Origin of the sequence: Niallia sp. RD1, assembly GCF_024219955.1 — a bacterium.
Lineage (GTDB): Bacteria > Bacillota > Bacilli > Bacillales > Cytobacillaceae > Niallia > Niallia alba.
Genome location: NZ_CP100420.1, coordinates 249150 through 266079, shown reverse-complemented (window position 1 = coordinate 266079; position 16930 = coordinate 249150). Strand labels below are relative to the sequence as shown.

At 31.9% G+C, this 16930-nt stretch carries 20 protein-coding genes; 19 read left to right on the top strand and 1 reads right to left on the bottom strand.

Going from position 1 to position 16930, the window contains the following annotated elements; all coding sequences use genetic code 11:
- Position 1: 1 nt before the first annotated feature.
- From NKG37_RS01395 to NKG37_RS01310, 18 genes are all read left to right on the top strand, one after another.
- Positions 2–262 (top strand): hypothetical protein, encoded by a 261-nt coding sequence (locus tag NKG37_RS01395; RefSeq protein ID WP_254415678.1) that lies wholly within the window; start codon positions 2–4, stop codon positions 260–262.
- Positions 263–2103: 1841 nt separating this feature from the next.
- Positions 2104–2319: a BhlA/UviB family holin-like peptide gene (locus NKG37_RS01390; protein ID WP_254415677.1), complete on the top strand. Its 216-nt coding sequence runs from the start codon at positions 2104–2106 to the stop codon at positions 2317–2319.
- Positions 2319–2672 carry a hypothetical protein gene (locus tag NKG37_RS01385; protein ID WP_254415676.1) on the top strand — a complete coding sequence of 118 codons (354 nt, stop codon included), beginning with the start codon at positions 2319–2321 and terminating at the stop codon, positions 2670–2672. Before NKG37_RS01390 ends, NKG37_RS01385 begins: the two co-directional genes overlap by 1 nt.
- 13 nt (positions 2673–2685) lie before the next feature.
- On the top strand, positions 2686–3951 hold the full coding sequence (locus NKG37_RS01380; protein ID WP_254415675.1) for a GLUG motif-containing protein: 1266 nt from the start codon (positions 2686–2688) through the stop codon (positions 3949–3951).
- Positions 3951–4232 carry a hypothetical protein gene (locus NKG37_RS01375; RefSeq protein WP_254415674.1) on the top strand — a complete coding sequence of 94 codons (282 nt, stop codon included), beginning with the start codon at positions 3951–3953 and terminating at the stop codon, positions 4230–4232. The genes NKG37_RS01380 and NKG37_RS01375 overlap by 1 nt, the downstream gene beginning before the upstream one ends.
- An 18-nt stretch (positions 4233–4250) precedes the next feature.
- The gene (locus NKG37_RS01370) at positions 4251–4679 is read left to right on the top strand and encodes a hypothetical protein (protein WP_254415673.1); all 429 of its coding nucleotides are present in this window, start codon (positions 4251–4253) and stop codon (positions 4677–4679) included.
- 26 nt (positions 4680–4705) lie between these two features.
- The gene (locus NKG37_RS01365) at positions 4706–5575 is read left to right on the top strand and encodes an SU10 major capsid protein (protein WP_254415672.1); all 870 of its coding nucleotides are present in this window, start codon (positions 4706–4708) and stop codon (positions 5573–5575) included.
- 68 nt (positions 5576–5643) lie between these two features.
- Positions 5644–5817: a helix-turn-helix domain-containing protein gene (locus NKG37_RS01360; RefSeq protein ID WP_254415671.1), complete on the top strand. Its 174-nt coding sequence runs from the start codon at positions 5644–5646 to the stop codon at positions 5815–5817.
- A gap of 257 nt (positions 5818–6074) precedes the next feature.
- A complete protein-coding gene (locus tag NKG37_RS01355) occupies positions 6075–6887 on the top strand; it encodes a hypothetical protein (RefSeq protein ID WP_254415670.1) in 813 nt (270 codons plus the stop codon).
- A 72-nt stretch (positions 6888–6959) separates the two neighbouring features.
- Complete coding sequence (locus NKG37_RS01350; protein ID WP_171509349.1) at positions 6960–7130, top strand: hypothetical protein; 171 nt, start codon at positions 6960–6962, stop codon at positions 7128–7130.
- A 64-nt stretch (positions 7131–7194) separates the two neighbouring features.
- Positions 7195–8151: a hypothetical protein gene (locus NKG37_RS01345; RefSeq protein WP_254415669.1), complete on the top strand. Its 957-nt coding sequence runs from the start codon at positions 7195–7197 to the stop codon at positions 8149–8151.
- Between the two features lie 447 nt (positions 8152–8598).
- Positions 8599–8757: a hypothetical protein gene (locus tag NKG37_RS01340; RefSeq protein WP_254415668.1), complete on the top strand. Its 159-nt coding sequence runs from the start codon at positions 8599–8601 to the stop codon at positions 8755–8757.
- Positions 8754–9155, top strand: a complete 402-nt coding sequence (locus NKG37_RS01335; RefSeq protein WP_254415667.1) for a hypothetical protein — start codon at positions 8754–8756, stop codon at positions 9153–9155. The genes NKG37_RS01340 and NKG37_RS01335 overlap by 4 nt, the downstream gene beginning before the upstream one ends.
- Before the next feature lie 72 nt (positions 9156–9227).
- Entirely contained in the window at positions 9228–10835 is a 1608-nt protein-coding gene (locus NKG37_RS01330; protein WP_254415666.1) for a terminase large subunit domain-containing protein, read from the top strand.
- Positions 10836–10932: 97 nt separating this feature from the next.
- Entirely contained in the window at positions 10933–12273 is a 1341-nt protein-coding gene (locus NKG37_RS01325; RefSeq protein ID WP_254415665.1) for a phage portal protein, read from the top strand.
- A gap of 669 nt (positions 12274–12942) precedes the next feature.
- Positions 12943–13500 carry a lipoprotein gene (locus NKG37_RS01320; RefSeq protein ID WP_254415664.1) on the top strand — a complete coding sequence of 186 codons (558 nt, stop codon included), beginning with the start codon at positions 12943–12945 and terminating at the stop codon, positions 13498–13500.
- A 64-nt stretch (positions 13501–13564) separates the two neighbouring features.
- Complete coding sequence (locus tag NKG37_RS01315; RefSeq protein ID WP_254415663.1) at positions 13565–13909, top strand: hypothetical protein; 345 nt, start codon at positions 13565–13567, stop codon at positions 13907–13909.
- Positions 13910–13924: 15 nt separating this feature from the next.
- Positions 13925–14515: a hypothetical protein gene (locus NKG37_RS01310; protein ID WP_254415662.1), complete on the top strand. Its 591-nt coding sequence runs from the start codon at positions 13925–13927 to the stop codon at positions 14513–14515.
- A 312-nt stretch (positions 14516–14827) separates the two neighbouring features.
- Here the strand turns inward: NKG37_RS01310 and NKG37_RS01305 are convergent, their stop codons facing one another.
- Positions 14828–15322, bottom strand: a complete 495-nt coding sequence (locus NKG37_RS01305; protein WP_169189062.1) for a cysteine hydrolase family protein — start codon at positions 15320–15322, stop codon at positions 14828–14830.
- Between the two features lie 585 nt (positions 15323–15907).
- On the opposite strand from NKG37_RS01305, the gene NKG37_RS01300 reads away from it, so the two are divergent.
- The gene (locus NKG37_RS01300; RefSeq protein ID WP_016203864.1) at positions 15908–16924 is read left to right on the top strand and encodes a sugar-binding transcriptional regulator; all 1017 of its coding nucleotides are present in this window, start codon (positions 15908–15910) and stop codon (positions 16922–16924) included.
- Positions 16925–16930 lie beyond the last annotated feature (6 nt).

Here is a 16930-nt window from a genome sequence, read left to right as displayed (position 1 = left end):
CATGCTAACAGATTCCCTTAAACAATCAATCTATATGATAGATGCTTTCTTAATGCAAAAACAATATGGAACATTGATAGTAGATGATGGACAAGCCTATTTAGATTTACCTGTGGGAGAATTAATTACTCTAAACGATAGTTTTAAAATAGAAGTAATAAATGACGGTGAGTATATATCAATTACTTATGATGAAGCAGTAAACACGATGTCTACTGATGGATGGAGTTTATTTGCAGGATTACAAGCAAGAGTTAAATAAAATGTGAAGTAGTTTAGGGAGTCTTCTGTTAAGAAAGTTTAGAAGTTGGCAATCCCTTGATATATCTAGGTTTCTAGCACATGAAGTTTTTCTGTACCTAATGAAGAGAAATGGGGCTAGATGGTTGCAGCCACCTAACCCTAAGAAATTTGTCAAATAAATCCCATAACTTAATATGGAATTTCCCTGCCTTCATTCTACGAAAAAAAATTGTAGATTGCAAGGTCTAGTTTCCTATTGTCTTTTTTAGGAAATTCCGGTCATGGTCGCCCAATAACATGACTAAAATCAAAACTGGAAAGGTAGTGACTCAGCCAATGCAAAAAATGAGGATAGGACACAATGAACATTCCCTATTTATGTTCGTGTCTGAATGGTGAAAGCCACCATAAAACGCTGATCGAAGGAAGGGTAGTGCGTCAATTTAGACGCAGTAGGACAAGTCATAAGTAACTAGAGGGAATATTCCCCTTAGTGAAACTGTGAGGGCTACTTGTAACAGTAGACTTGTCGGAGCAATCCACAACAAATAGGGTTCATACATACGGATATCTGAGCATGATATGCCATTTGAAGTTGTCTATCTTGTTGCATTGATTATTTTTTTTTTAATCTTTGTAACAAGGTAGTCAACCTTTCGCCAGCCGTTTTCCTGTCAATCAATCCATTTGATAAAAACATAAAAACAAAGTCAAGAAAAATAGTAGAAGTTTAGAGATTTATTTATCAGTATAGGGGGACAAGGGGAAATGGTAGCGAAAATGAAAATGATGTCCTAGTTTAGAAAACCCTTGGGAACACTAGAGTTTAAAGGGTTCATGAAAAAATGAGTCTAAATTTGTAAGAGGAATAGAAGAGAAAAAACGTGTTAAGAAAACGATAAAACGTTGAATCCCTTGGTATGCCTGACTTTATAAGACTATGAGTCTATTTTTGTAAGAGGAATAGAAGAGAATAAGATAAAACCTTTCTTTTAAAAATAATACAAAGAAAATGACGAAATAGAAACTTATTTATCAGTATGGATAACAGAACAAAACATAAGGTAGCGAATGAATATGGTATTTATCAGTATGGATAGATGTCCAAGTTTAGAATGGTATTTATCAGTATGGATACATAATAAAATTTTTCTTTTAAAAAAGCGTTATAAAAATGAAACTAATCAACCCATTGATATACATACTCTTATAAAAATAAATAATAGGAAATGTTGGTGTATTAACCTTTGTTTAGACTTAATGGATAGTCTTTAAAGGAAGAAAGTGTTCGATTCAGAAAAAACCTTGCAACCCTTGATACACAAGGGATTGTAACCTTAACAAAAAAAGTAAGTCCGCTATAAACCTTGATATATCAACATTCTTCATAAAAAATGGATGGTATTTAAGGGAGAAACACTATGTCACGCTGAGTTTGTTTGGAAATGTTGATAAATAAGCAGTAATTATAAACTTTTAGTTATATTGATAGAATCAAAAACGCTGAAACCGTTGATATTACTAGACTTTAAGTACATAATTTATAAAATTGAAGAATCTCCTTTAAAGGAAGGAAAATAAGTGATTATAAATTAGAGAAATGCTTAAGCCCTTGATATATCTATCTTTCTAACACTTTCGGAAATTCTGTACTATTTGAATAGGAATACAACTAAGACATTTCATTGACTACCATTCCAATATGATAATGAATGAAGTATCTTACTTCAAAGTCACTTTTTGACTTTTACCTTCCTTTTTTATTGAGGGGGTGCTTATAAACACATAGGCACTCTCTCCTTTTTTTTACTCATAATTTTAACTATTAATTTTAATATCATATACAGGAGGTGTTGACAAATGGATTTAACATCTATTCCAATTGACCAATTAGTTAGTAATGGGATATTTGCAGTATTGTTTATATGGCTATTAGTAAATCAACAAAAAGACAGCCGCGAAAGAGAAAGCAGATTAACTACACAAATCGAAAAACAAAATGAAGCACAAGATCGAATAGTACAATCGCTAGAACGATTGGAAACTCAAATATCACAATTAAAGGAGGTTAAATGATGGCTGAAATAACAAGTGCAGCATATCAAGATTTACGAGATTATATTCAATCTCAATGGAAATATATCGAATTACAAGACGAAAGTGGAGTAGCGATTATTAGGTTGTCACCTTCTGACAATAGAGTGACATGGAGTCACGCAGTCAATGACCAAACATTAAAATTACAAGTAGTTGTAAAGGGTTCTGATGCAGATATTAATACTCCTACTACATTTGCTAAAAGTGCCATATTTAAAGTGGTTACAGGTGGAAGTGCTTATAGCGTTGAAACTTTTACACCATTTACAATTGAATCAGATCAAGACGAATTAACGGTTATTCATTCTATACAAGTACCGCAAGTAGTTTAGGAGTTGATGCTCAATGTTAGGAGCAGGAACACAAAGTAATCCTTACATCGTATCTACTCCACAGGATTTAAACGCTATTAGAAATAACCTTACAGCCTACTATGAGTTAGCAAATGATATTGATATGTCTAGTTTTGGTAATTTTGCTTCCATTGGCAAAAGTTCTCCATATTTTAGAGGTTATCTTGATGGGAAAGGCTATAAAATTAAAAATCTTACTATCAATGAGACAAATGGTTGTGTAGGATTGTTCGGAAGCATTGCAAATGACTCATCATATATTAGAAATTTAGGGTTAGAAAACTGCAATATATCTGGTGGAACAGTTTCAAACTGGTGTGGCTCGATTGTAGGAGCGCTTAACCATGGGACAATAGAAAATTGCTATGCATCTGGTACATTGCAAGGTAAGTATATGGTCGGTGGCTTAGTAGGACAATTCCCATATGGCACTATTAAAAACTCCTATGCAAATGTAAATGTTACAGGGTTTGCAAGGGTAGGGGGATTAGTAGGCTATTCTACAAGTGTAAACAGTATTGTTGAAAATTGTTATTCAACTGGAATAGCAACACATACAGAAATAGGAACAGCATACCCAGCAGGCGGATTAATTGGAAATGCAATTGCAATTACTGTTATTAATTCGTATTGGGATATACAATCTAGTGGTTTAACCTATTCGCAAGGTGGAACGGGTAAAACAACAGCAGAAATGAAAACTCAATCTACATATGTTGGATGGGATTTTACATCTGTTTGGGGATTTAATAATGATTATCCATATTTACAAGTGTTTGGATTACCTGTAGCACCACCTAAGGTCGTAAGTATTTCTCTTACTAGCAATATTCTACCTATCATTTCTACTACCAACATCAATAAGAAGGTTTCTAAGTCCACAGAATCAATTCTAAGCCGAATAAACGCCTATTTGAATAAGGAAAAACGAACTGAAAGGAATGTATCGACTTATTCCTTATCGTTGTATACAAGTGTCTTAAAATCTAACAGAACAGTTAGAAATAGCACTCAAAATGTAAATACGTATATTTTACCAATTAATTCTAACGTATACAGAACAAGCAAAAAGATAGAAGAATTACTATCCTATATTAAGCCTATACAAGCCCGTACAGACGTTTTATATCCACTTAATACAAATATATATAACGCTTATTTAAACGTCCTAGAGAACCATTCTATGGCTTCTTATACACTTAATATGACAAATGTAAATGCAATAGAGAATCCATCTATTGTGGAGGTGATAGAATAATGGCATTTGTAGGGGATACAGTTAGATTAAGAGTTCAGTTTAAAACTTTTACAGGACAAGTAGTTAATCCCAATGATATTAAATTAACGATTTATGATAAGCAAAACAATCAAATAGAAGAAATACCAATCACAGACAGCGATAAAGAAAATATCGGTGTCTATTTTTATGACTACATTATACCCGATGATATTCTCGACTATTTTATTTTCGAGTTTGGAGGGCTACATAATGATAAGCCTATCCTTGCAAGAGGAAAGGTTAATGTCAAATTTAATTAATTTTAAGGAGGTGAAAGCATGGCTGAAGAAATTACATATACACAAGAGCAATTAAACGAAGCATTAGAAACAGCAAAAAATGATTGGAAAGAACAAGAATTAAATCCAATTGTTGCTGAAAGAGATGATTTGCTTCAATACAAGCCAAAAGAAGTATCCGAAGCAGAAAAATTAATGGCTGCTAAACAGGAAGAATTGTGGAATAAAGAAGTTTCTCTTTCACTAAAAGAAAATGGGTTAGAAAGTTTTGCTTCCATTGTGAAAGTTAGCAATGAAGAAGAATTAACAGGAGTTATTGAAACTCTAAACACATTTGTAAATGAATTAAAAGTGTCAATGGGTTATGTGCCTAATGACCATAACAAACAATCAGAATATAGTGCATTTGAATCCAAAAAGGATACAAAAGGCATGATTGCTTCAAAATTTAGCAAACTATTTAACTAAAACAATTATAAGGAGAATGATTATTAATGTTTAAATCATCTAATTTTACTAACTTGGAACAAATTTCACTTGCTAAGGAAATCGCATTAATTGGAGTACAAGCAACTCCTTTCACATCTATGTTAATGGCAAAAGGAAACGTTGAGAAAGCCCTATCTACTGTATATACATGGAGAGCAAAAACACTTGATAATGCAGAAGATTTATCTGCGGTTGAAGGTTCAGAGGAAATTGTATTTTATGAAACTGCTAGAGCAGAATTAAGCAACATTTTAGAAATCTTTAAAAAAGGTGCAAGTATTTCTGGAACAGCAGTTGCTATGAAATCTACTCAATTTGCAGAAGAAGTAAATGACCGTTTACTAGAATTAAAAATTAACATGGAGAAAAAATTCATCAATGGATTAAAAGCAGATGGTTCTGTAACACCATTTAAACGTCAATTAAGCGGATTAATTGAATTTGCAGACGCTACTAATGCTGTATCTGCGACTGGTGCTGTAACAGAAGATACAGTAAAAGAAGTTATGCGTAACCTTTGGAATCAAGATTTAGCAGAAGGAACAGTATATGCTTTCGTTAATGCTGATATTAAAGAGCAAATTGATGCTATCTACAAAGACCGTTATGGATACTCTCACGTAACAACTAACTTTGGTCTATTAGTGGACAGCATTAACACAAACTATGGAACAGTACATTTTGTACTATCTAAACATGTTCCTGCTGACAAAATGGTAGTATTCAATGATTCTTACGTTGATCTAGCATACCTACGTGAGCCACACTTTGAGCCATTAGCAAAAACTGGTGACAATGTAAAAGGTCAAGTTATTGCTGAAGCAACTCTTAAAGTAGGTTCACCAAAAGGTGTAGCAGTTGTAACAGTAGCATAATCATACATAGTGAAGGGGTAGGCAAATTGTCTACTCCTTTTTTATTTAATCTAAAAGGGAGAAAAAGTATGAATATTAAGGATGTGTATTTTTTAAAACGTAGGCAAAAGAAAATATCCATGCAAAAGATAGCCAAATACATAGGATGTTCCCAATCACTCATAAGTAGATATGAGACAGGAGATTGTGGAATGTCAAAACCAAAAATAGAACTATACAGAAAATATATAGATAGAAATTAATCACACAAAAAATCAAAGGAAAGTAGAGGTGAAAAAGTGAGAGTTATAGTAATTCGTTATGACTACTCCTTCTTTTAGTTTCAGTATATTAATTATAAACAATTAATTAATAAAATTTTTACTGAGGATTAAAAGGAGGAATCTAACGAGCGTAATTTTACGTTGGTTAGAGTCATAGACGACATACCACAATATTGTTGTCAGAGGGTTTTGCCATGAGAAGGTAGTAGGAGAGTTTAAACTTTCGCTATTACAAAATGAAAGCAATATTAAAGGATAAATTCCCACAGTGGTGTTCTGATATGGAACGTAATCAAAATACATTAATGTTAACAGATGATTTTGACTCTTTATTAGGTTGTGCAATAGAAAAGTATGTTAAAGGGAATGAAATTAATTATTTCTACAATTTTAACAAAATATTTGTTGCAGATAGAGAGGATAAAAGAAAGGCGATAGGAATTGACCTTGCTTTACATAAGGGGAAATCATGGTGTAATCATGTAGTTAGAATTAATGAAAATGATTATGTTAATCCACAAACAGCCAATATAAATGCCTTGTTAAAGGTTCATAGTGGGAATTATACAAAGAAATATGCAATGAGTACCGCCTTAACGATGTGGAGTTTTTATGGTTTACCATTACCAAAAACTAAGGAAGGGAAAATGCTATTACTTTGCGTAGATAGTTCATTCTTAGGGCATTACAATGACTCATTTAAAAGTATCCACAATCAATATTTGCAATTGTTGGGCTTTGATGAATTAGTAGACCTACTAAACCAAACGACTAAGAGTGAATATTTTAATCTACAACGAAAATTTAATACAAAAGCAAAAATACAATTGAATAGAGAAGGATACCTTCAAACAGAGTTACCCCTTGCAGAGTTGCAGGGGTTTTTTGATTTTCCCATTGAGTTACCTGCTCAACAGTTTACTTTGAGAAACACATTTAAAGAAGCAAAAGGATATACACAAACTACTAGATCAAAGGATGAATTGAACAATCTAGTTAGTTTTGCCTTAACAGGTAAAAGAGAATTCAAATATACATTTTTAGGCTAACAAACATATATAGGAAGTATAGGGAGCATGTCCATCATGCTCCTATTTTATTTAATCTAGGAGGAAAATATTATGAAAAAATCATTCTTTTTTTGCTACAACAAAAATGTATCGGAGTTTTTATCAAGTAAGTATATTCCATTTATCACAGTTGCAAGAGATGTAAAAACAGGAAAAATTTTCAGTTTGTATCAAATTGACGAACGCTTACAAACAGCATTAGACGAATACAAAAATAGATAATCTGAGAATCCAAAATTGTATTCTCAACGAACTAATCTTATATAAAATCGGAGGAAACTATTCTATGAAATACGAAGAATTAGAGAAATATTTACAATATGATGAAAATGAAAGCAAAGTGTTTATGCCAAATGAAATATTTGAGGATTTACAAAACAATATGAAAAATGGTACGCATATTGCATTTGCCTATTCTTTTTATTACTTAATCTCATGGTTATACAGATATACAAAGTATCTATACACAGTTGAAAACATAAAAGATATTAAGAGTATTCTTGGATACAATCCTAATGCTAAAACAGTAGATTATATAATTAAAAAGAATGGAATATTAGATATAATGGGATATACTTCCACTGAAAGAGATTTTCCGATTATATGGCATTTTAAAGATGATATATACGATTATGAAGCATTATCATTTACTATGTTCAGCGAAGATAGAGAACTATTACCAACGGATTTTTTAAATAAAGTAACCAATAGATTTGTTATCAAAGAACCTATTAAAGCATTTTATCGAACAAAAAAAGATTATGAGGAAGGAAATGAAAATGGAACTTTCTTTGAAGTAGACAATACTCATTTAATCCCATTTGAAGTGTTCTTGTATTGTATGACAAATAAAAATATAGGTTGCACTGGGTTCTATCTGTACAGTTATATCAAAATGCAGAATCAACGATATAAAGGTAAATATGATTGTCCTATGCTGACGTTAGCAGAAAATACAGGACTGGCAAATAGAACAATGAAGGATTATTTATCACAATTGAGACAATATAAACTTGTGGAAGGAATACATAATCAGGAATTTTTCTGTACAGCATTGGATAAAGGTAAACGGAAAGCAAATTCATACATAGCAAATGATTGGATAAAATTTTCTGGTAAACCTATTCCATATGAAAAAATAAAGGTTATGGAAGCAAAAGAATATTTTCAGATGTTGGAGGATAAACGGAAGGAAGAAGAAGGGGAAACAGAATCATTCCCACTTGATATACTACCCTTCTAGTTGCTAAATCCAAAAGGTGCGTTTTTCGCCCTACATATAATATAGGTGAGCAACCTTGTCAGATTATGTTATATGTGATTATTTAAAAGGTTACTTATTTGCCCTACATATTATATATATAAATATACTAATAGTTAAATATGAAAAGTAAAAATTATAACTATATTAAGTATAGGGCGAATATCGTACCTTTTGAAAATGTTAATTAAATTTTAAAATTAATAGTAAATTATTAGTATATTAAATGAGGAATCAAAAGTTTACAACTTATATTAAGTATAGGGCAAAAAAGCAACCTTTTGACATTTCAATTGTGGGGGAGGGTATCGCAAAATATGTGATGCTCTTTTTGTCGTGTCTAAATTTAGTGTTCCAAAATATGGGGGATGGGAAACTGTCCTCCTTTTTTATATTCAAAATTAACTTAATCGAAGGAGAAATGTACAAATGGAAAATAGAACTTTTAGCCAAATTGTTGAGGAAATTCAAGAAGATTTTAATGTATGTCAAAGCAACATTAGAAAAATGATTAAAAATAGTGAGCGTATGACTGAAATACTTCAAGAGATGTCAAAGTTTCTCGAAGAAAAGAATGGTGATGAATGATGAATATTTATGATGCATTAGATCAGTTACCAAACGAAAAGAAACTATATTTTAGTTGGAAGCATGATATTCGATTTAGACGAGATATTCCGAAAAAATCGGAAGAGGATTTTTGTCGTGAAGTAAACAGAAAGACATTAGATGGCTTTGTTAAATGGGAAAAAACAACCGAATACAAGCAATTGTTAATGTTGTTATTGGACAGTAAGATTGCCAATGACTTTGAAGAAATATATCAAATTGTAACGAATAAAGCAAAGGAAGGAGACGAGAAATCTATTCGTCTCTTTTTAACTTTACATAAGGAAATACAATCAAATGCTAAACTTGCAGCCAAAACATTTGAACCTGTACATGATGAAGAAGAACAGGAAGAAGATGGCTTATTGTTGGATTAATAAGGTAGTCGAAAACACGACAGAGGGGGTACTTTTCGGTACGCTCTCTTTTTTATGTTCGGAGGTGAGTAAGTGGTAATCAAAAAAACTAAACATAGTAAAGCAATACAAAAAGTATTAGGTGATTTTCGCCTATTTGCTAAGAATTTTATCAAGATTATTGACAACAATGGTGATAGTGTACCTTTTATACTAAATGCTGAACAGGAACAATTCTCAAATGAAATGACTAAGTATAATATCATCCTAAAAGGTCGTCAGATTGGCTTTACAACGTGGTCATTGGCTTATATGTTGTATTCTGCTATGACTAAATCAGATACTTCATATATCATCATGACACATCATAACAAGGTAACACAGTCCTTATTGCGTAAATTGAAAAAGATGTATAATTCCCTTCCTCATGAGAAATATCCTAACCTATTTCCTACCCTTGAAATTTCCAATAGAGATGAAATGTATATGAGTAATGGTAGTCGAATTGTTGTAGGAACTGCTGGTGGAGAGGACAGTATATCAGGTAATACATTTGAATTAATCCATTTATCAGAGATGGCAAAGTATCCTAATGAAGCACAAGAGGAAATCATAGCAACAAGTATTCCTGCTTTGGCTAAAAACCCTAACAGTAAGATTATCATTGAATCAACTGCAATGGGCTACAATACATATCAAGAAATGTTCATGAAGGCATTTAGAGGTAAAGAATCTGTATGGAAAGCACACTTTTATTCATGGCTTGCAAAGGCTTATAGTAGCCAATTTAAGCATAGTTTTGATGAAGCCGAAGAATGGTTCAAGGTACATAATAAAGGGGCTAGAATGGCTTCTAAGGACTTAGAACATGATGAAATAGAGTTGAAGGAAAAGTATGGTGCTTCTTTTAGACAGTTAATGTTTAGAAGATATTACATAGAAACAAATAGTATTGATAAGTTTCATAGGGAGTTTCCTACTACACCAGATGAGGCATTTGCAGAAAGCAATATGTCAGTATTTGATACTAAATTGATTATTGAGCGATTGCAGAATGTAATGAGTCCGTTGTCCATGAAAGAGACCACGAATGATTTACCAGACACCTTAAAGCCATATCTCAATAAAAGTTTATTCCTATATCATCTACCGAAAAAGGGAATAAAACATTATGGTGGGGTAGACGTTGCGTCTGGTACTGGTGGCGATAATGATAACTCTACAATAAGTATATACAATGCAGAAGGGCAACAAATGGCTTCCTTTTATGCAAATGATGTACCTGTTTATCAATTCGCTAAAATAGTGAACAGTTTAGGCAGGTTTTTTAATTATGCCTATATTTGTGTTGAACGAAATAGTTATGGATTGCCATTGTTGGAGAAGTTGCGTAAAGAATATGGATATATGAACCTATTGAAACAAAAAATATTCGATCAAAAAGGTAAGAAGAAACTGCAACTAGGATTTATGACTACAACCACTTCTAAGCCTATTTTAATCAATGATTTTAAGGAAAACTTTGAACTAGGCATGATTAACATAGAATGTGTACAGACATTGGAAGAGATGAAAATATTCCAAGAAATTAAAGGGAAAATGGGCAATAAAAAGGGTGCTAATTTACATGATGACTTGGTGATTGCTAATGCAATGGCTTGTCAGGCAATGAAACAAAGTAAATATTATGTAGACATTTAACTCTGACATTATGTCTGAGATAAAAATATCTGTGGTAAACAATCCTTGCATGAGATAAACAATCCTTCAATTGTGAAGGAGAGAAAGGGGAAAGAGTATGGATAAATTAGAAAAGTATATCCAAGAAAAGTATGATAATGATACTAACTGGTTCGTTGAAGAAGTAGAGTCCATAGACAATCAACAACGTGTAAATGATATATTAGAAAAGAAATATTATCTTAATGGTAATCATAAAATATTACATAGAAAATCGTATAAGTACAATGGGAAAGAGTTTACTCCACGTAAAATTGTACTGCAATATGCTAAAACGTTATTAAATTTCCAAAAGGCATATCTTCTACAGAATCCTTTAACGTTGACTGGTAATGAAAATATTGTGAAAGAGTATCAAAAAGTCAATAAAAAGGCGAAATATGACCGTTTAAACATGAAAATATTAGATAAAGTGCTTAAATATGGTCAAGTTGCAGAATATGTGTATATAGAAAATGGAGTTATTAAAAGTAAACTCATTGATGCAGGAGAAGGCTATCCAGTATATGATGAAGAAAATAATCTTATTGCCTTTATCGAAGCCTATATAAATGATGGTATTAGTTACTATACAGTGTTCAAAAAAGATATTGTAGAAAAGTATAATAACAAGGGTGGAGAGTCTATTCAGTTGACTGATAGGTACGTCAATCTTAGTGGATTGCCAATTGTATATCATAATGAGAATGAATTGAGTGATACAGAAGGCAGAAGCGAATTAGATGATTGGATAAGTATCCTTGATTCTATGGAGGATTTAATCAGTAAATATACAGATAGTTTCTATAAGTTTATGAATCCTATTCCAGTAGCCATTGGACAACAATTAAAAGGTGAGGGGCTTCCTAGTGATGTAATAGGGGGAGGAATAAGCCTAGACGATGGTTCAGAGTTTAAAATGGTAGGTAATCAATTAGACTATCATTCTTTTGAAACTATCTATAAGACATTGCTACAGTCATTACTAGATGTATCACAGACACCTGCTGTTAGTTTAAATAAGACAGACATTAGTAATCTTAGTGAGGTTAGTATTAAGTTGCTATTCCAATTGGCTAACATTAAAGCAGGAATGAATGAACAGTTTATGAGAGACAGTATAGAGCAACGCTTTGAAAAGATCAGAGTATTGCTAGGTTATATCGGTAAACAGTACAGTGAGGAAGAATATGAGACATTAGATATAGTATTCCAATATGCTACACCTTCGAATGATAAAGAGATTATTGAGAATCTTAAAGTATTAAGAGAGATGGGAGCAATTAGTTTAGAAGGAATACTAGAGGACAGTCCATATACTACTGACGTTCAATTCGAGTTGAATCGAATAATGAAAGAAGGAAATAATGTGGGAAATAGTGAACAGGATAAGGAAGAGAAAGAAGAAGTAACAATATAATAGGAATGTAGTAGTGTCAAGGGATTATACTTTATGATAATATTACGATTTCCGCTTACAGGTTATGGCGTAGGGGCGATATTTAAAAAAATAGTGTAAAATGTGCCGACAATTTTTTAATTTTTTTATAATTGTAAAGTAAAAAAACTTGACGCTTTCTATTCTTAATAATCATTCTATATTATTTATGCAATATTTTATACATTTTTATGTATGTGCAAAGGGAAATAATATGAAAATAAATCCTGTTCAATGGAAGAGATTATACAGTCATAAATGGCTACAAATAAGCGTTTTTGGTGTAAATTGTATAAAATTTCCTAAAGTACAACGGAATGGTTATTCTATCGTACTTAAAAGGGTGCTTAAAAACGTTGATTTATCAATATTGATTATTTTGATTGCTGTGTATAATAGGACATTACGTAAACTAGATTACCATTAATTTACAATTAATATGTATTTGATTAGTATAAATATACAAATGTATTCCGTGGATTATTGCTTAAATGATAGTGTAATTGATAATACGATACCCCTAATTGAGAAAATGAAGTCGCTAACTATCCATTTTACACACCCATGAAAAAATTCTACAAATTTTAACAAAAAAAATAAAGGGTTTTTGTTCTTTATAACGAATGTATTTTGTATTAAGGAGGGGGTATTATGAGAAAAATATTGTTATTGATTATTAGTGTTGTATTATTAACTGGATGTTCCTTATCAAGTAATGTAGACTCTGAAAAAGAAACAACAAGGAAAAAAGAAGTTACATATGAAGAAGAAGTTAAAGGAATTATTGAAATCATTAATTCTGATATTAATGAAATTAAAAATTACACAAAGCCACTTCTACTCTTAGATTCAACAGAAGAAATGTCAGTAATAATGGATAAACAAGAAGAACAAACATCTAATGCTAATGAGGTATTAACAAAATTAGAAGATGTGAGTGTTCCAGCAAAATATGAAACTATACATGAAAATTTAACTAATTCTATGAGAGATTATAGAGATAATTTACAAAATAAATTAGGTTTCTATAAAGAAAATCAATATGATATTACTTCATCAAACAGTTTGGCGAAAGAAGGAAATTGGGTTTCCATGGGAGATGTAACAGATTTTCAACAAGAAAGTGAAAAGTTGGATTCTAATTTAGAAATGGCTGTACAGAACATGGAACAGAGATTAGCGAATATAGAAGAAAAATTCAACCAGTAAACTATTCTGCCCTTCATATTTGAGGGGCTTTTTTATGTATAAAATTAACAAAGGAGGTCACAGAATGAACAACCTACAACGTTTACAATTAGAAACAAAAGGTATTAACCTATCCCAAGAGGAATTAATCATCTACCTACAAGAGAATAACTTGCAGCCATTCGATGAATATTCCCCACAATCAGCCACAAGCAAGAAAAATATTTATTCTTCTGCATTATCTATACTTGAATCCATTGCTAATAATCCTAGTGGAATGAAGTCATATAAATTGGATGATATGACGGTATCGGACTTCCATGACAACCTATTAGCACGTATAGACCAATTGGAACGGAAAGTTAGATTACTTAAAACAGATGAACAGTTACAAAATGAATCAAGTTTCTTTATGCTATTTGATAACTAGAAAGGGGGTAACGTTTTGTTTAGTCCTAATATAAAAGATTTAGAGTTTCTTTTTGAATCAGCAGGACAAAGTATTTATATTAATAATGTAGCCACACAAGCCATTATCACGAATACTACACTTGCTGAACATGAAAAGAAGCATATACATACAATCAGCCCTATTAAAATGGGGGATTTAGTTACTATTGATGATGAAAATTATTTGATTACAAGTGATACAGCCATAAAACGATATGGGAAATATAAAGCGATTATGGAACATTGCAATTTTATGATTACTATTAAAGTAATCACTAGGGTTTTAATGAGAGATGAAAACGGTAATGTCGTTTATAATGCGGGAGGTGATCCCGTATGGATTGAGATTGAAGGAGAACCTATTTTAGTTCCTTCTATTATAGATCAGCAATCATTTACTATTGAAGGTAATCAATTGAGAGTAGCAAATAATCAAATATTGGCTATCGTACAAGATAATGAGACAAATAGAGATAAACTAAAAGTGAATAATACTTTTACATTTGTTGGGGATTATAAGGTGTTAAATATGGATTATACCAATAAAGGGTTATTAATTTTAACTGCTGAAAAGACTACTTCATAATCATTTCCAATAATTTAGTTGACAATCCATTTACCTTTTATTACTATTATATTAAAGTTAAGGTGCGTATTTGAATGTAGTATTATTCAGTAGAAATACTGTAATGTCGTCTAACCCTTGGTAATTCAACCTTTATAGAACAATCACTAAAAAGTGGTGCAACGGATAGCACGTAAGATTCCGGTTCTTAAAATGGGGGTTCGATTCCCTCCGAGGGCGCTAATAATGTTTAAAAAAGGTTTTTTGAGTTTTTCGTTTTCCAGGCGATCTCTTAAAAAACCTTTTTTTTGTTGTGTTAATTTCTATGATGTATTATAAAAAAGTTAAAAATCGATTATTCCATAGTTTCTCATGATGCTCAATAATTGTCTTTGCTCCTAGTAAATCATTATTTAGTGTAGTGGTTAGTCCTTTTTTCATATACAAAGAATATCCTAAGCCATGGGCCATTCTAATTGTTGTATCAACACAATATTCCGTTTGTGCTCCACAGATTTCAAGTGTATTTATTTTTAATTCCAATAATTTTGCATTTAAATCAGTATTGTAAAAGGAATTGGCGTGTGTTTTGTTAATGTAAATATCTGTATCCCTTGCGTCTAATTCAGAAAATAAATTCCATTGTTTGGTGTTGAGAATCAATTCTTGGTCATTATGTTGAATAAAAATAATGGGATAATTCAACTCTCTGAAAACTTGAATTCTTTCATTAACGCCCTTAATAACATTATCAAGATTATAGAGGGGGGTATTAGAAGGCTGTACGCCTACTTGTAAGTCAATAACGATTAAAGCTTTATTTTCCATCTCCTATTCTCCTATCCTATAATTTCTTTTCTTCGAAAGGTCTGTTCTGTAGATTTAATTTGAATGAGTGAAGAGATACTTCAAAAATAAGTATGACATAACAGGCACAGCATTGTTATCCCCTAATAAGTTCATCTTATTATTTTTGCTAATCTAGAAAAAAGATGAAGAGAAATGAAACTTATAGGTTGATGAATAAGATGAAGGATTTCAAAATTAATAGAAGAATATCATTTATATTTCTTCCTTATTATTCTGAAATAAAGTATCAGATTTATATAAAAATGTTTCATATACTTTAATTACTTCTATTTCTACTTCTACGGAGAAACCAATAAAACTATTTCAGAAAAAACGAGAAAAATTGATGGATAATAATTAATTTTTTCCAAATAGTAAGAAAAGAAAGAACGACACTTTTTCGTCAAATTTTACAAAAAATAGACACATATCAGTTGAATTCATACTATACTGGTGTTAGAATTGTTCTTGTAGCAGGGAAGTTATTTTTTTTGTAGTATCCGGGACGTAAAATGTCTATGCGGGACTTCTGACGACCACTGTAAGTGAAGGAGCGCAACAAGCATGGTTTCATTTATTGAGATTCAAAAAAGATTATTACCTGATTTACTTACAGTTATGCAAAAAAGGTACTATATTCTTCAATATATTAAGAATATGCAGCCTGTCGGAAGAAGAAGTCTGGCAGTGAGCCTAGGACTGACCGAAAGAGTCTTGAGAAGTGAAGTCGAGTTTTTAAAAGATCAACAGCTTATACATATTTCAAACATCGGCATGACAGTCACTTCAATAGGGGAAGAAGTGTTGGAAAGTCTTTCTAGTGTAATGAGAGAAGTAACGGGTATTAACGAAATGGAGCAGCTATTGCAAAAAAAACTTGGCATTAGCCGGGTTATTATCGTGGCTGGAGACAGTGATCATTCTCCATGGGTAAAAAAAGAATTAGGACTTGCGACAGCAAATTGTATGAAATCTCTTCTAAAAGGAAATAATATCATCGCAGTTACTGGTGGGACTACTATGTCTTCCGTTGCTGAAGCGCTAACGCCTAGTATTGCTGATGGCGAATTATTATTTGTTCCTGCTCGTGGCGGAATAGGAGAAGATGTCAAAAATCAGGCGAATACAATTTGTTCGATGATGGCAGACCATACATCATCAAAACATCGAGTTTTATATGCTCCAGATGAGGTCAGTGAAGAGGTGTACAAAAGCATTTCTACAGATCCTCGTATAAGTGAAGTATTAAAACTTATTCGTTCAGCAAATCTTCTAGTTCATGGGATTGGCGAGGCGCTTACAATGGCAAATCGCAGAAATACTAGCAAACATGATCTAGAAAAAATTAAAAATGCAGAAGCTGTTGGTGAAGCATTTGGGTACTACTTTAATGAAGAGGGAGAGGTTGTCCATAAGGTTCAAACAATTGGCCTGCGACTGGAAGACTTATCTTCTGTACCTAGTATTATTGCTGTAGCTGGTGGAGCATCAAAATCAAAGGCTATACGGGCTTATTTTAAAGAAGCACCGCCTTCAACTATTTTAATAACAGATGAAGGAGCCGCTAAAAAGTTGATATAATGGGTA

Excerpts from the sequence above, each read along its gene's own strand:
- NKG37_RS01395 (WP_254415678.1), top strand. The coding sequence starts at position 2 with ATGCTAACAGATTCCCTTAAACAATCAATCTATATGATAGATGCTTTC.
- NKG37_RS01390 (WP_254415677.1), top strand. The coding sequence starts at position 2,104 with ATGGATTTAACATCTATTCCAATTGACCAATTAGTTAGTAATGGGATA.
- NKG37_RS01385 (WP_254415676.1), top strand. The coding sequence starts at position 2,319 with ATGGCTGAAATAACAAGTGCAGCATATCAAGATTTACGAGATTATATT.
- NKG37_RS01380 (WP_254415675.1), top strand. The coding sequence starts at position 2,686 with ATGTTAGGAGCAGGAACACAAAGTAATCCTTACATCGTATCTACTCCA.
- NKG37_RS01375 (WP_254415674.1), top strand. The coding sequence starts at position 3,951 with ATGGCATTTGTAGGGGATACAGTTAGATTAAGAGTTCAGTTTAAAACT.
- NKG37_RS01370 (WP_254415673.1), top strand. The coding sequence starts at position 4,251 with ATGGCTGAAGAAATTACATATACACAAGAGCAATTAAACGAAGCATTA.
- NKG37_RS01365 (WP_254415672.1), top strand. The coding sequence starts at position 4,706 with ATGTTTAAATCATCTAATTTTACTAACTTGGAACAAATTTCACTTGCT.
- NKG37_RS01360 (WP_254415671.1), top strand. The coding sequence starts at position 5,644 with ATGAATATTAAGGATGTGTATTTTTTAAAACGTAGGCAAAAGAAAATA.
- NKG37_RS01355 (WP_254415670.1), top strand. The coding sequence starts at position 6,075 with ATGAAAGCAATATTAAAGGATAAATTCCCACAGTGGTGTTCTGATATG.
- NKG37_RS01350 (WP_171509349.1), top strand. The coding sequence starts at position 6,960 with ATGAAAAAATCATTCTTTTTTTGCTACAACAAAAATGTATCGGAGTTT.
- NKG37_RS01345 (WP_254415669.1), top strand. The coding sequence starts at position 7,195 with ATGAAATACGAAGAATTAGAGAAATATTTACAATATGATGAAAATGAA.
- NKG37_RS01340 (WP_254415668.1), top strand. The coding sequence starts at position 8,599 with ATGGAAAATAGAACTTTTAGCCAAATTGTTGAGGAAATTCAAGAAGAT.
- NKG37_RS01335 (WP_254415667.1), top strand. The coding sequence starts at position 8,754 with ATGATGAATATTTATGATGCATTAGATCAGTTACCAAACGAAAAGAAA.
- NKG37_RS01325 (WP_254415665.1), top strand. The coding sequence starts at position 10,933 with ATGGATAAATTAGAAAAGTATATCCAAGAAAAGTATGATAATGATACT.
- NKG37_RS01320 (WP_254415664.1), top strand. The coding sequence starts at position 12,943 with ATGAGAAAAATATTGTTATTGATTATTAGTGTTGTATTATTAACTGGA.
- NKG37_RS01315 (WP_254415663.1), top strand. The coding sequence starts at position 13,565 with ATGAACAACCTACAACGTTTACAATTAGAAACAAAAGGTATTAACCTA.
- NKG37_RS01305 (WP_169189062.1), bottom strand. The coding sequence starts at position 15,322 with ATGGAAAATAAAGCTTTAATCGTTATTGACTTACAAGTAGGCGTACAG.
- NKG37_RS01300 (WP_016203864.1), top strand. The coding sequence starts at position 15,908 with ATGGTTTCATTTATTGAGATTCAAAAAAGATTATTACCTGATTTACTT.